This is a genomic window from Gottfriedia acidiceleris (assembly GCF_002128425.1).
Lineage (GTDB): Bacteria > Bacillota > Bacilli > Bacillales > Bacillaceae_G > Gottfriedia > Gottfriedia acidiceleris.
The window spans coordinates 1-13,006 of record NZ_NESS01000019.1 but is presented as its reverse complement, the minus strand read 5'-3'; the positions used below and the strand labels follow the sequence as shown (position 1 = coordinate 13,006).

Annotated in this window: 17 protein-coding genes; 5 read left to right on the top strand and 12 right to left on the bottom strand. The window is 32.9% G+C overall.

Annotation, left to right across the window (positions count from 1 at the left end):
- Positions 1 to 14 precede the first annotated feature (14 nt).
- The 3 genes from B6K90_RS21185 to B6K90_RS21175 form a co-directional block, all read right to left on the bottom strand.
- Positions 15 to 458 (bottom strand): NUDIX domain-containing protein, encoded by a 444-nt coding sequence (locus tag B6K90_RS21185; RefSeq protein ID WP_088014713.1) that lies wholly within the window; start codon positions 456 to 458, stop codon positions 15 to 17.
- 91 nt (positions 459 to 549) lie between these two features.
- Complete coding sequence (locus B6K90_RS21180; RefSeq protein ID WP_088014712.1) at positions 550 to 1,629, bottom strand: NAD(P)H-dependent flavin oxidoreductase; 1,080 nt, start codon at positions 1,627 to 1,629, stop codon at positions 550 to 552.
- An 89-nt stretch (positions 1,630 to 1,718) separates the two neighbouring features.
- The gene (locus tag B6K90_RS21175; RefSeq protein ID WP_088014711.1) at positions 1,719 to 2,672 is read right to left on the bottom strand and encodes a S8 family peptidase; all 954 of its coding nucleotides are present in this window, start codon (positions 2,670 to 2,672) and stop codon (positions 1,719 to 1,721) included.
- A gap of 235 nt (positions 2,673 to 2,907) precedes the next feature.
- On the opposite strand from B6K90_RS21175, the gene B6K90_RS23870 reads away from it, so the two are divergent.
- On the top strand, positions 2,908 to 3,051 hold the full coding sequence (locus B6K90_RS23870) for a hypothetical protein (RefSeq protein ID WP_167555454.1): 144 nt from the start codon (positions 2,908 to 2,910) through the stop codon (positions 3,049 to 3,051).
- 175 nt (positions 3,052 to 3,226) lie between these two features.
- Here the strand turns inward: B6K90_RS23870 and B6K90_RS21170 are convergent, their stop codons facing one another.
- Positions 3,227 to 3,712 carry an isochorismatase family cysteine hydrolase gene (locus tag B6K90_RS21170; protein WP_088014710.1) on the bottom strand — a complete coding sequence of 162 codons (486 nt, stop codon included), beginning with the start codon at positions 3,710 to 3,712 and terminating at the stop codon, positions 3,227 to 3,229.
- Positions 3,713 to 3,932: 220 nt separating this feature from the next.
- Here B6K90_RS21170 and B6K90_RS21165 point away from each other — a divergent pair, with 220 nt between their 5' ends.
- Positions 3,933 to 4,559, top strand: a complete 627-nt coding sequence (locus tag B6K90_RS21165) for a hypothetical protein (protein WP_088014709.1) — start codon at positions 3,933 to 3,935, stop codon at positions 4,557 to 4,559.
- Positions 4,560 to 4,692: 133 nt separating this feature from the next.
- Here B6K90_RS21165 and B6K90_RS21160 read toward each other — a convergent pair whose 3' ends face one another.
- Both B6K90_RS21160 and B6K90_RS21155 read right to left on the bottom strand, forming a co-directional pair.
- Positions 4,693 to 4,878 (bottom strand): PspC domain-containing protein, encoded by a 186-nt coding sequence (locus B6K90_RS21160; protein WP_088014708.1) that lies wholly within the window; start codon positions 4,876 to 4,878, stop codon positions 4,693 to 4,695.
- Between the two features lie 445 nt (positions 4,879 to 5,323).
- Positions 5,324 to 6,268, bottom strand: coding sequence for a class I SAM-dependent methyltransferase (locus tag B6K90_RS21155; protein WP_088014707.1), 945 nt, complete (start codon positions 6,266 to 6,268; stop codon positions 5,324 to 5,326).
- A 255-nt stretch (positions 6,269 to 6,523) separates the two neighbouring features.
- Here B6K90_RS21155 and B6K90_RS21150 point away from each other — a divergent pair, with 255 nt between their 5' ends.
- A complete protein-coding gene (locus tag B6K90_RS21150) occupies positions 6,524 to 6,973 on the top strand; it encodes a hypothetical protein (RefSeq protein ID WP_088014706.1) in 450 nt (149 codons plus the stop codon).
- Positions 6,974 to 7,205: 232 nt separating this feature from the next.
- Here B6K90_RS21150 and B6K90_RS21145 read toward each other — a convergent pair whose 3' ends face one another.
- The 4 genes from B6K90_RS21145 to B6K90_RS21130 form a co-directional block, all read right to left on the bottom strand.
- Positions 7,206 to 7,457 carry a hypothetical protein gene (locus B6K90_RS21145; RefSeq protein WP_088014705.1) on the bottom strand — a complete coding sequence of 84 codons (252 nt, stop codon included), beginning with the start codon at positions 7,455 to 7,457 and terminating at the stop codon, positions 7,206 to 7,208.
- A 116-nt stretch (positions 7,458 to 7,573) separates the two neighbouring features.
- On the bottom strand, positions 7,574 to 8,638 hold the full coding sequence (locus B6K90_RS21140) for a DmpA family aminopeptidase (RefSeq protein WP_088014704.1): 1,065 nt from the start codon (positions 8,636 to 8,638) through the stop codon (positions 7,574 to 7,576).
- Between the two features lie 90 nt (positions 8,639 to 8,728).
- Positions 8,729 to 8,908 (bottom strand): hypothetical protein, encoded by a 180-nt coding sequence (locus tag B6K90_RS21135; protein WP_088014703.1) that lies wholly within the window; start codon positions 8,906 to 8,908, stop codon positions 8,729 to 8,731.
- A 495-nt stretch (positions 8,909 to 9,403) separates the two neighbouring features.
- Positions 9,404 to 9,829: a DUF7878 domain-containing protein gene (locus B6K90_RS21130; protein WP_088014702.1), complete on the bottom strand. Its 426-nt coding sequence runs from the start codon at positions 9,827 to 9,829 to the stop codon at positions 9,404 to 9,406.
- A gap of 277 nt (positions 9,830 to 10,106) precedes the next feature.
- On the opposite strand from B6K90_RS21130, the gene B6K90_RS21125 reads away from it, so the two are divergent.
- Positions 10,107 to 10,352, top strand: coding sequence for a hypothetical protein (locus tag B6K90_RS21125; RefSeq protein ID WP_088014701.1), 246 nt, complete (start codon positions 10,107 to 10,109; stop codon positions 10,350 to 10,352).
- Positions 10,353 to 10,484: 132 nt separating this feature from the next.
- Positions 10,485 to 10,730: a DUF6429 family protein gene (locus tag B6K90_RS21120; protein ID WP_088014700.1), complete on the top strand. Its 246-nt coding sequence runs from the start codon at positions 10,485 to 10,487 to the stop codon at positions 10,728 to 10,730.
- Positions 10,731 to 10,783: 53 nt separating this feature from the next.
- Here B6K90_RS21120 and B6K90_RS21115 read toward each other — a convergent pair whose 3' ends face one another.
- Both B6K90_RS21115 and B6K90_RS21110 read right to left on the bottom strand, forming a co-directional pair.
- The gene (locus B6K90_RS21115; RefSeq protein WP_088014699.1) at positions 10,784 to 11,263 is read right to left on the bottom strand and encodes a hypothetical protein; all 480 of its coding nucleotides are present in this window, start codon (positions 11,261 to 11,263) and stop codon (positions 10,784 to 10,786) included.
- A gap of 205 nt (positions 11,264 to 11,468) precedes the next feature.
- A partial coding sequence (locus tag B6K90_RS21110; protein ID WP_139840777.1) for a collagen-like triple helix repeat-containing protein occupies positions 11,469 to 13,006 on the bottom strand: 1,538 nt, incomplete at its 5' end.

Sequence of the window (13,006 nt, the reverse complement as noted above, 5' to 3'; positions counted from 1 at the left end):
CCTTTTTTGCTTGTCTAAAATTTTAATTTTTTTAACTGACTTTTTATAAAAGGATCAATTTCTTCAGGCAGTTGATTTAAATGAAAGAATTGCGCTTTAATCGATTGATTTTGATCCGGACTAATTTCGTTTTCGAAATCTGTACAAATATAACCAATTGCTACTGTATGATATTCATCTCCGCTTCCCTCAACTTTATTTATTAATTCTGCACCAGAATATACACCAAATACTGATAATGAATTTAGCTTAAGCCCTATATCTTCGAAAACAGATCGCTTAATGCATTCCTCAACCGATTCGTTTAATTGTAAAATCCCGCCTGGTATACCCCAATTGCCTCCTCCGTATCGATTAAGTAAGATTTCACCTTCAGAATTTAAGATGGCAACGCTTGGACGAACAATAATTAAAGGAGCATTTCCAATCTTTTCTCTCATACTTTCACAGTAATTCATAAATCCTCCTAAATATTTAGAGTTCAACTAAAATATTACATTCCTATTTTTAGTTATTAGCTTTTTTCTTAAACAATTTATAAGTTTTTTACTACAATTCGCGAATTGTTTTTTTAGCTTCTTCCATTATTTCATTTATTAAGTTTTCTACAGATTCCTTTTTAGATAATCTAGGACTTTGTCCCGACCAAAGTGACATAAACTCTTTATTATTTTGTACGGAGGATGCTTTTCTCATCGTTTGGGTAATCGTATTTTGAACAGGAAACTGTGGTAAATCATCCTCATGCTTTTTCATTTCCACAATAAATTTATTTTCGATTCCTCTTGCCCATTTCCCTGAAAATGCACGGGTCAAAACTAACTGGTCCTCGGTAGAATTTAAAATAGCATTTTTATGTACTTCATGAGCCCCACTTTCGATACATGTTAAAAAAGCGGTACCTAATTGAACAGCTTTAGCCCCTAAACAAAGAGACGCCATTAAACCTCGTCCATCCATAATTCCTCCTGCCGCAATTACAGGAATACTTACATGATCAACTACTTGTGGAATTAGCGACATTAATCCAATTAAACTTTCTTCATTATCACTTAAGAAATTACCTCGATGTCCACCTGCTTCACTACCTTGAACGACAACTAGATCCATTCCAGATTTTTCAATTTCAATCGCTTCATTTACAGTAGTTGCTGTTCCAATCAAAATAATATTATGAAGCTTTAACTCTTCTATCAGTTCCTTTGAAGGTATACCGAATGTAAATGAACAAATAGGAACACCTTCTTCAATGATCACTTTTAATTGTTCATGAAATGTATCATTAAAACTTTTAAAATTTTGAACTTGTATAAGACCATTTTGTTCTATATTTAGTTCTTCATTAAAAGGTTGTAATAAATCATTGGCTTTTGAAATTTCATTCTCGTTAACTATAAATTCATTTGGGACAAATAAATTAATTCCGAAGCTATTATTAGTTAACTTTTTTATTTCTCTGATTTGTTCACGTATTTGTGAAGGAGTCATATAGCCTGCTCCGATTGTACCTAAAGCTCCACAATTTGATACTTGAGCTACAAAATTTGAAGTGGTGATTCCACCTGCCATAGGAGCTTGAATAATTGGATATTCTATATTTAAAAGTTCAGTTATTTGATTTTTAAACATCAATTTCACCTCTATTATTTTTAGCTTTTTTCTACCCACTAAAAAAAGTCCCGATTAGTTTAGCAACACGATCGGGACTTTACCTATTATTATATTATATTCTGAGATTTTGCGGGAACATTTATGCCTAGATTTAAAAGTCCATGCCCCTCTTCAAATGTACTGTATCCGAGTGGTACTGTATGACTTATTAGAAGTTCGAACAAGTCTGATTCAGTGATTTTCTCATTATTCTCAGACTCATATTGTTGAATTAACAATGCAATTGCCCCTGAAACATGCGGCGTTGCCATTGATGTACCAGAAAGAACAGCATATTGATTTTTCGGATACGTTGAAAGAATCTTTTCACCCGGAGCAACTAAATCAATTTCATTATTTGTGTTACTAAAATTGGATAATCGTTTTTCAAGATTTACGGAACCTACTTCAATTACTTCATCGTAAGCACCTGGATAACTATATTCATTGGTTCGTCCATCCCCGTCACCTTCATTACCAGCTGCGCATACGACGGCTATATTTTGCTCAACCGCTCTTTGAATCGCTTCATGTAACGAAGAATCATCCTCTGGACCACCTAATGACATTGAAATCACTCGAACAGTTTCCCCATTAGAGCCTTTCCAATTTGTCGCATAATCAATAGCTTGTACAATTGATTCAATGCTTCCTTCCCCAGCACCAGATAGCACTTTTAGAACGAGAAGTTTTGCTTTTGGAGCTACTCCTACTACCCCTTCTCCATTTTCAGAAGCTGCAATCGTTCCACAAACATGTGTACCGTGACCATTATTATCTAAGAATACGTTAGGATCCCCGCCGTAATCTTCAGTAAAATTATATCCACCAATAATTCGCTCTTGTAAATCAGGGTGGTCTGTCTGACAGCCTGTATCAATAACTGCAACAACCACGTCTTCCCCTTGACACCCTTTTTCCCAAATAGACTTAGCTTCAATTAAAAGAACTCCAGGTGGTACTTCCTTTGTACGATCTTTAACTTCTTCCAGCTTGTATGGAATTAATCTAAATTTAGACATGCCTACCAACTCCTTTTTGGGATTTATTCTTAAAGGATAAATCTTTGAGGTATAGATTACTATTCTATATCCATCCATAATTTTCCTTCACATTAATTCAACTTTATTTAAAATTAAATCTAAAACACTACTAAGTAAAAACTTTTCTAACTTTTACATCAGATTAATCTTGGCTTAAAAAAATGGATTTATAATCTAATAGTGTTAAGGCATTATTCAAACTAGGGGGAATAAAATGCTTACTAATCTATTAACTGAAATCAAATTTTGGTGGTTTGGAGAGTTACGAGAAGAAATAGAAGAAATAGAACGTATTGAATCCAAGCATACAAGAATTCGATATGACTCTGATATTTATGAACTAATCCGTATCCATTAGAAGAATATGAAGAAAGTTGACTAAATTTCCAATAGATAAGATTAGAACCATAAGATAATTAATTTTACCTTGTGGTTTTTTTGTATATTTTTTTAAAATTAATAAAAAGACCTCAAAGTACTATGACTTATGAGACCTTTTTTATGATATTAATCCATTTATCTAAAAGTTATTTCTAAATAATATACGGGAGAACGCTGTAAGATATAATGTTTCGATCACGATATGTTTGAGTTATTACATCACTTTTTGTGCTTAATATCCCATTTTGCAATAAGACTGGTTTGAATCCTCTTTCACTAGCGCCATTATAAGTAAATAGAACACAATGTTCTGCTGCAAATCCTGCTATTATAACTAACTCAACGTCATTCCCTTTCAAAATTTGCTCTAATTCAGTATTCCAAAATGCATTTGAATGTTCTTTAGAAACACAAATATCTTGTTCTTCTACTTTAATTTCCGGGATAAAAGAAAGTAACTCAGTGTTTATTTCATCTGCTCCTTCAATATCTTGAACATGTATGACTAAATGATTTTTAGATCGGATACTGTCAGCAACATAGTTAATATATTCACAAGCACCCTCTACATTCAATGTTTCTTTTTTATCCTCTAAAAAGATTTTTTGCATATCAACAATAAGAAAAGCAATTTTCATTATTTTCCCTCCACGACACTCTATATTCCTTTTAAATACTTATTCTATTTGTTTTATTATAATCCTACCTTTTTTTAGAAATAGGTTCTGTTAAAGTAGATTGTTAATCTTCATTAACTAAAAGATTAGTTGCATATGGATTCTATAAAGACGTTTAGTAAAAGGAAAATAATGGGTTTATATAGAATCTCCTTTATAGAGCTATATAGGAGGAATTTTTATGTCTGAATTCAAAAGTATTAATGTTGAAAATATAAATATTGTTGATAAAGATGGAACAGTACGAATGAGAATTTTTAATAATGATAACATTCCACCAGCAATTATGGATGGAAAAGATTTTCTTCCAGGTCATAGGCAGAAAGATCCTATTGCTGGATTAATGTTTTATAATGGAGAAGGTGATGAGTGTGGAGGACTTATATATGGAAGTAAAAAAGATGATTTAGGAAAATATGAATCATACGCATCATTAACATTTGATCAGTATAAACAAGATCAAGTCGTACAAATGCATTATACTGATGAAAACGGGCAAAGAAATTACGGAATTTCAATTTATGATAGACCTAATACGCCTTTACCAGATCTTGTAGAAAGAACACATAAAATACAAAACGCTGAACTAGCCGATAAAGAAATTAATAAAGAGTTAGAAAATATATGGGAAGGAAATACCCCCCGTGCCTTTATGGGAAAGAATTCAAATGGAGAAGTAACAGTTCAATTATCTGATCGTAAAGGAAAACCTAGAATCAGAATGGTAGTCGATGAAAATGATATTCCCCGTATGGAATTTTTAGATGGAGAGGGAAAAGTTACATATAAAATTCCACCTGAATTGTAATAATTCCTTATTGAACTATTAGTTAAAGAACAAGAGCTGCATTATGCGGCTTTTTTATTTTGCTTATCTTCTACTATTCACTATTAGAAACGTAAGCTACTCCACCTGTGAAAACTGATTGATAATAATAAAATCATAGAGATGTAGGACTATCAGGAAGAGTATTAGCAAGTATGATATATATAATTAAATTAGCAGGTAAAAAAAGAATAAATAAAATTCTAATAAAAAAAGATGAGATATCGAAATATTCAGCAATACCACCGCATACCCCTGATATCGATTTATCTTTTGAAGACTTTCTTAAATTCTTATTCAATGCTAATCCCCCTTGTAAAAAAATTCATACCACGATCATACTTAATATTTTAATTTTAGTTTTAGATCTAACGCATGTGTTAAGTGTATTGTGTCTTATCAGTTTTTCTTTTTTTAATATAGTCCCAAAGTGTATAAACAGTGGTTTGTAAAGATAATATTACCAACATCCAAACACACAAGTTATCCGGATTCAGATTACAAATGATGATGACGATTGGAATAAAAATTAAGCTGATTACTAAAAATTTAATCATAATATCTCCTTTTAGTTTTTATATACATTACTTTCTATTCCACTCAAAGATAATTTTTTCCTTTTTATGAATTATATTTATTCGATATTAGTCATTTCATTAAAACTATACTGCCATTTTGTTGAATAAAAAAAATCGACTAAACAGCCGATCAAGTTGTTCAACTAAAGCACAGCGTTAGTTTGGTACCTAGTTACATCGATAGATACCTACATTTTTTGGATCTCGCCATATTCCTCCTATATTAGATATTATCTTCTCAGTCTCAACTTGTAGCCATTTTTGCATATCTAAATATAGTTCCTTATCGTCAGGTATATCTAAAGATGGGAACATACTAGTGATATATCTAACGATTGGTTCTGGATGATGAAAGATCAATGCATTAGAGATAATTACTTCAACTATATTTTCAAAAGTAGTACTTAAAATATCTTTTGCGTTTTCTATACAAAACGGAGAAGCTGGAGATGTTCTTTCAGGAAAACCAAATTCTATTAGCATATTATTACAAAGTTCTTGTATTCGTGGTAATGAAAAACATGAATTTGTGGTAGCTATGAAACCACCATCTGGTTTGATAACTTTCTTAAATCCTTTTATTGTATTTTTTACTTCTGGTACATGGTACAGCATATGCCTTGCAACTACCCAGTCATAATCATTAGTAGTAAAAGGAAGTTTTCTTGCGTCTCCAACAAACCATTCGATAGTTAAATTCTTTTGTTTTGAAATTTTTATTGCATCATATATCATCTCGGTAGACTGATCATATCCAGTCAGATGACCATTATGACCATTTTCCTTTAAAAAAATTAAAAAGTCTCCCGTTGCACATCCTATATCGAGAATTTTTTCATTTTTTGTTAATTGAAGTTTTTCTATTACCATCTTATCTAAATCTACACGTTTTTCTTCATATTTTGCATGAGTATCAATACGGATTTGTAAATGGCTACTTACCTCATATTGTCTTTTAATATCATTCATCTTCTGTGATTCTACAGCTACACAAAAATTTTGAATCGCATGAGTTAATACCTCTGTTTTTGTTAATCCTTCATACTTTAGTGCTTCTTCAAATCGCTCTAAAAAACTTTCATTCATTCTAAAATGTATACTCTTTTCTTTCATTTTTTTAAACTCCTTATATTAGTTAATGCAAACATAGCATAATTTGAAATTTTCTGTATATGAATTGTGTACACAGACTAGTATAAAAACCAAACTATCCTCTTAATTAATACAATAAATATCACGAGTTGCTAAGTAATCAGGTTTTTTTATTAAATTTTTGAACAGTAAGTGATAAAAAAGTTTGATTTAAGAATCAAATAATTAAATTAAATGATAAAATGGAAAAAAATAACAAAGTAGGAAGGGTGTTATATGAGGATTAAATTTTTATCTTTAATTATAATAATGATTATTCTAGTACCAGGTTGTAGTAAAACTAAATTAACGATTTCTACCAGTGATATAAAGAAAATAAAAGTTGAATTAATACAAGAAGAAACTATAAAAGAAGGAAAACTATATACCCTTAAATTGATTAATGGGAGTGATTTTATAATTAAACAAAATAATGTATATGTTTCATTTCCAATAGAAATAACTCAAAACGCACACAAAGGCAACGATTATAAAGTAGAGGCAAAGGGAAACAAGTTAGACATTCAACCAGGAGAAGTTAGAATATTAAATGTATATATGCCATATGAAGGACTAGATAAAACTTCTTTAGCAATTGATGATCCAAGTTATCAATTAGTTGGTTATTTAAATCAATTAGATGGAAAGCATCATTTTACTATCGGTGGTGACCTAATAAATAAATAAATAAATAATTCCTTGTGTAACTACTATGGGAGTAAGATGCGATAGATGAATTAGGAATGTTAAATAATCCTCCCTTAATGAAACAAAAGAGGTTACGTAATCAAAACCGTACTGCATATAACCATTTTATTCCAAGCATCTTAATAAAGTATTTAATTAAAAAATGACAGACCATTAATGTGTTGTGGTCTGTCATTTTTTTGACTAATTTTCACTATAACCAATTACGTAATTAAAATAGATTATTTAATTTTTTAATTTCGTTTTGACTGCCATTGATCGGTAATTTTTTCACATTATATTTTCTTTGATCAGTATGAGGCAGGGGTAAATTCAATATATTTATATTTTTATCAGCTATGACTTTATTTTGAGTTTCTTTTAGTGTTGAGTTAGTCTTTTTTAAACTAATTTGATAAAAAGCCATAAAATTAACACCTAAACAAATAACAAATGTAGAAATCAGAAATACAAATTTTTTCATAATAGCCTCCTAACTTAATGCTTGTCCAACTTTAAGATTAAGAGTAGTTTATGAAAGTTATTACCATAATAGAACTTTATATAACTATATTCTTTCAAGTTTTCTATAACTATAAACTATATTAAGCTAATATTATATTTCTTTAGCAAATCTTTAAAAGCTGGTCTTTCGTTCCCATCTCTCCCAACAACATGTGTTGCTGTTACTAACGAATTTAAAACCGCTTCTTCAGTTGCTTCTCCTACTGCTCTAAATGCTAGATCAATATCTTCTTCATGTATAGTCGGAACCATAATGCAGTGCGATGTTTTTTCATTGGGTATTTTTGTTGCAGTTGAAAAGCCAATAACCACTTCGCCACTTCCCGTTGTAATAATTGAGCCTGTTCTTGATAAACCAGTAACTGTTCTTTTAATGATCCGATTTAGCTGCCTTTCAGATACGGGAAGGTCGGTTGCAACAATCATAATAATTGAACCTTTATCTTGTTCGTCTCTTTCCTTTAAAATAAAATCTCTCAATTCTTTTCCAACAGGCTTTCCATCTACCTTTAAATCGCTTAAAATTCCAAAGTTAGATAATACTAAAACACCCATTGTATATGTACCATGTTCTATTTTCATAACTCGAGAAGCTGTACCGATTCCACCTTTTAAAGAATAACAAAGCATTCCCGTTCCAGCTCCTACAGTACCTTCTTTCACATTTGAAGAAGCGTTACTTAATGCTTGAAAAACATGATCCTTCGTTATAAATCTAGCTCTTACATCATTTAAAAGCATGTCATTACACTCACATATCACTGGGTTAACAGTTCCTGTCGTACGACCTATTTCTGGGTTATGTTCTAACATATATTCAATTAAAGCGTCTGCAGCTGTCCCAATACTTAGCGTATTTGTTAATATAATTGGCGTTTCGATTGTTCCTAATTCATTAATCTGAATCGTTCCCATCGACTTACCAAACCCATTAATGACATGAGATGATGCAATTAACTTTTCTTTAAATAGATTCCCTTGATGAGGAAATATTGCTGTAACACCAGTTTGGATGTCATGATCGCTGATCGTAACATGACCTACTGTAACCCCTTCAACATCCGTAATAGAATTAAGTTCCCCTGTTTCAAGGGACCCAATATTAACACCATAATCTCTTATTCTTTTTTGACTCACCATAAATTCCCTCCAGCTTCAATTTAAATAAGTCCTTAGTAACATGATTTTAATTTCTAAATTACAAAAAGCCCTGAATCAGAGCTTTTTAGTTTAAAATGATTTGTCTTCTTTTAACTTATATCCGTGACTTTCTATAAATTTCTTTTTCTCTTGGTTTTCTTTGACTTTTTGAGGTATATAAGTTAAAGAAATTAACGCTCCACTAATCATTAATAAAATCATCAATGAGGTGACTAATAGTATGATCTTTTTAGAAAATACTTTCATCATAGGTTGATTTCTCCTTTTGCGATTAATCTTACTAATTATTTTAACAGATAAGTTAGAAAATTAGATACTTACTTGATAAAAATAATGATCTCAATGCCCAACATAATCCTCAACCTTAAAAATATTCACCAGTTTCCACATTCAGTTAACAAGGAAATTATTACCATATGAGAAAAAAGAACTATTTCTATTTCATAACATACTCTGTATTAACCTTGTTTTCTTGGTGGCATTGGCAAACAGGTGCACATCACTTTTATCATCATGATAAAAGTGATTTTTTAATTAGATTTATAAAAAAACAAAAGGACAAATATGAAGTGCACCCCAAATGTTAGACACAGTCTAATATTAGGGATGCATTTTTATGATTAAATTTACAAATGATGGGTTATTATTGCTGTAAATCGTTACTTAGAAGGGAACCAAAAGTACTAAAAAAAGAGTTACTCATGCAACTCTTTTTAGTCAAAAAGCATTTATTTATAATAAAAATTACTGATTAAATTTATCGAGCGTAAAATCATAATTAATTTCAATAAGTCCATCATTTAACGCAGTAAGAAAACTATTTACAGATTTAACTAATGTCTCTGTATTAATGTATTCCGTGGGTTTAAACATTTGCCACACTGAATAAATTCCCCATTTATCGTCTCCTTTATAAAGAAAATTCATAAGATCTTCATTATGATTAATCGATTCATAATTCATGTTTTCTCTTACTCCATTTTGTACCTTTAGGACCCATTCACTTAATTGACTTGCAAACTCTGTAAGATTTAAATTCGGATCATGAAAAAATAAAGTATCATTTAAATAGATATTTAATGACCCATCTATATATTTTCCAGTATTGGCAACATAAGCCGGTTCTGTAGGTATATAATCATTTAATATAAACAAGAATTTTATATTCATAAAATTCTCCTTTCGTATGTAGTTCAGTTTTTATTTATGTATTTTATTAATTAGTTTCTATTGTTTCCTATTTTTGGAATTTCCTTCAATTTAATTTTTCTTTTTTAACTTATTATTTTAGATTGTAATTTATAGTTACTACTTGAAATCAAAAACTACAAAGGTAACATTCTATAAATCGCAAACATAAGAAATAATATTAAAATTTACTATGATGGCTTAACATTATGGTTTAGGAGTATGATTTATCAATAAAAAAGAAAGAGGGGATAACAATATGAATCAATTTTTTTCTGGTCTTTTTCAATCGATTCTTATATTAATTTTAGTATTTGTGTTTGTCTATAAATATTCAGAAATTCGCACAAGAACTACTCATTTTGTTTGTCCTCTTTGTAGCAGTCGTTTTAAATTATCTAAATTAAATTTTGCATTAGCATTTAAAACCGGTAAGGTAAATGAACGGTTTGTAACTTGTCCCGTTTGTGGGTATAGAGATCGAATGACTATCATAAATGATTAAATTACTAATTTACTTTTTTTACAACTAATTGTACTAATAATAAGTTTATTTAAAAAAAATAAGAGGAAAACTTTTACTAATAAAATTTTCCTCTTATTTTTTTTAATATAAATTCGAAAGGAACTATTTAAAATGCAAGAACAGATAGATGAATTAACTTTATTGCTTTTATATTTAACATCATTTGAAGAAAATACGGTATTAGGTGAAACTACACTCAGAAGTTGGAAAGGATATCCTTTCGATACACTGAATAAATTATCTGATAATAATCTCATATTTTTTAGTAATCGTGCAAAATCAGTTTATTTAACAGAAAATGGAATAAAATTAGGTCAAAAATTATTGCAGAAATATACTATTCTAAATAATGAATAAGCTTATTTTATTTAACACACCTGTTTTAAAACTACAAAAAAACTGTAACAAAGTTATTCACAATGATTTTCACATTGTACTAAGTTATCATTCTTTAAAATTTCTGTTGCTTTCTTTATATTTGATACGTTTAAAAAAATACTATCTTTTTCTCCTATATAGAATGATTTCACGCCAACCTTACACCATAAGCTAGCGTAAAATTTACTAAATACTCCAGGAATTCCAGGTGGAATATTTAATATAGCGATAATTGTTTCTTCTTTATATTTAACATTAAAAATTGCAAGTACTTTTCTAACTACTTTTAGATCTCGTTTATTCTCCGATTCGGTTGTACCAGGTACAAGTCTAACGAAATTATTGTTTTCACCACTTTTTGTTTGTAAAATCCCAACAATATTTACAGAATCGTTAGCAATATCTCTTAAAATGCAACTTAAAGTATCATCATTTACTATAAAAGTAAATTGGGTTCTATATTCAATATCGAATTTTAATTGAGCGACTTGATGGCCATTAAAGCGATTCAAATTCTCCACATCCTTAATATTCTGCTTTTATTAAAGTATGTGAAAATAAATAAAATGCTTTTAGTTGAATATTAAACTCGTACACCATTTCTTTATCTATTTATAAATTATCATTAAATATAAAAACCCCATATAACAGACAGTATAAATCTATTCTAACTGTCTATTATATGGGGGGATTAGTCTAAAAATCTATTCACACTTACTACGGTGTAAATGTAATTATATTCATATCTCTATTAATAGCCGATGCTGAAGTAACATTCGATGCAGCGGTAAAAATTACTCTAAGACTATAGGTTGAAGTTGCATTTGCAGGTGCTATATTAACTTGAGTGCTTGCAATTTGAAACCTTTGAGTACCTGCTGTAGATTGGCTTCTATTAATTAACCTAGTATCTATAAGCGTGGCATCTCTATACAGTCGTAATTCAAAAACCACTGACCAGTTTGCAGTTACCACTAACTCGATTGCAGTTGCATAGTCAATTTTAAGCTGCTGATTTGCAAGTACGGCTTGAGTGATACTTACAAGAGTTACTTCAGTATTGAGTGGAGGGAATACCGCAATCGATCCTGCATTTTCTGCAAATGTCAGAGTTGGTCTTTGACCTGTTGGACCAGTTACACCGGTTACACCTGTTGCCCCGGTTGTTCCAGTTGCTCCGGTTCTTCCTGTCGCTCCTGTTACTCCCGTTGCTCCGGTTGACCCTGTTACTCCCGTTGGGCCGGTTGCTCCTGTTGGGCCTGTCGTTCCGGTTACCCCTGTCGCTCCGGTTACTCCTGTCGTTCCGGTTGCTCCCGTTGGGCCGGTTGCTCCAGTTACACCTGTCGCTCCCGTTGCTCCGGTTGACCCTGTTACTCCCGTCGGGCCGGTGACTCCTGTTGGACCTGTTGCTCCGGTTGCTCCCGTTGGGCCTGTTGCTCCTGTCGTTCCCGTTGCTCCCGTTAGACCTGTTACTCCCGTTGGGCCTGTCGTTCCGGTTGCTCCCGTTGGGCCTGTTGCTCCGGTTACTCCTGTCGCTCCAGTTTCTCCCGTCGTTCCTGTCGTTCCTGTCGCTCCCGTTGGGCCTGTTGCTCCTGTTGCTCCGGTTGTTCCTGTCACTCCGGTTGTTCCTGTTGTTCCTGTCGCTCCCGTTGCTCCTGTCGTTCCGGTTGCTCCCGTTGGGCCTGTCGTTCCGGTTGCTCCCGTTGGGCCTGTTGCTCCTGTTGGGCCAATCGCTCCTGTTGGGCCAGTCGCTCCAGTTACACCTGTCGCTCCCGTTGCTCCTGTCGTTCCGGTTGCTCCCGTTGGGCCAGTCGCTCCAGTTACACCTGTCGCTCCCGTTGCTCCTGTCGTTCCGGTTGCTCCCGTTGGGCCTGTCGCTCCGGTTACCCCTATCGCTCCGGTTGCTCCCGTTGGGCCGGTTGCTCCCGTTGGGCCAGTCGCTCCCGTTGGGCCTGTTGCTCCTGTTGGGCCAGTCGCTCCTGTTACTCCTGTCGCTCCCGTTGGGCCGGTTGCTCCCGTTGCTCCGGTTTCTCCTGTCGATCCTGTTGCTCCTGTTTCTCCTGTCGGCCCGGTTGTTCCCGTTACCCCGGTTACTCCGGTTGCTCCCGTTGCTCCTGTCGGCCCGGTTACTCCTGTTGCTCCTGTTTCTCCTGTTGCTCCTGTCGGCCCGGTTACTCCGGTTGACCCTGTTCCTCCTGTCGGGCCTGTCGCTCCCGTTGGGCCTGTCGCTCCGGTTGCTCCTGTTTCTCCGTTTG

What these genes read in the sequence shown, in the direction of transcription:
- B6K90_RS21185 (WP_088014713.1), bottom strand. Translation starts at nt 458, where the DNA reads ATGAATTACTGTGAAAGTATGAGAGAAAAGATTGGAAATGCTCCTTTA.
- B6K90_RS21180 (WP_088014712.1), bottom strand. Translation starts at nt 1,629, where the DNA reads ATGTTTAAAAATCAAATAACTGAACTTTTAAATATAGAATATCCAATT.
- B6K90_RS21175 (WP_088014711.1), bottom strand. Translation starts at nt 2,672, where the DNA reads ATGTCTAAATTTAGATTAATTCCATACAAGCTGGAAGAAGTTAAAGAT.
- B6K90_RS23870 (WP_167555454.1), top strand. Translation starts at nt 2,908, where the DNA reads ATGCTTACTAATCTATTAACTGAAATCAAATTTTGGTGGTTTGGAGAG.
- B6K90_RS21170 (WP_088014710.1), bottom strand. Translation starts at nt 3,712, where the DNA reads ATGAAAATTGCTTTTCTTATTGTTGATATGCAAAAAATCTTTTTAGAG.
- B6K90_RS21165 (WP_088014709.1), top strand. Translation starts at nt 3,933, where the DNA reads ATGTCTGAATTCAAAAGTATTAATGTTGAAAATATAAATATTGTTGAT.
- B6K90_RS21155 (WP_088014707.1), bottom strand. Translation starts at nt 6,268, where the DNA reads ATGAAAGAAAAGAGTATACATTTTAGAATGAATGAAAGTTTTTTAGAG.
- B6K90_RS21150 (WP_088014706.1), top strand. Translation starts at nt 6,524, where the DNA reads ATGAGGATTAAATTTTTATCTTTAATTATAATAATGATTATTCTAGTA.
- B6K90_RS21145 (WP_088014705.1), bottom strand. Translation starts at nt 7,457, where the DNA reads ATGAAAAAATTTGTATTTCTGATTTCTACATTTGTTATTTGTTTAGGT.
- B6K90_RS21140 (WP_088014704.1), bottom strand. Translation starts at nt 8,638, where the DNA reads ATGGTGAGTCAAAAAAGAATAAGAGATTATGGTGTTAATATTGGGTCC.
- B6K90_RS21135 (WP_088014703.1), bottom strand. Translation starts at nt 8,908, where the DNA reads ATGATGAAAGTATTTTCTAAAAAGATCATACTATTAGTCACCTCATTG.
- B6K90_RS21130 (WP_088014702.1), bottom strand. Translation starts at nt 9,829, where the DNA reads ATGAATATAAAATTCTTGTTTATATTAAATGATTATATACCTACAGAA.
- B6K90_RS21125 (WP_088014701.1), top strand. Translation starts at nt 10,107, where the DNA reads ATGAATCAATTTTTTTCTGGTCTTTTTCAATCGATTCTTATATTAATT.
- B6K90_RS21120 (WP_088014700.1), top strand. Translation starts at nt 10,485, where the DNA reads ATGCAAGAACAGATAGATGAATTAACTTTATTGCTTTTATATTTAACA.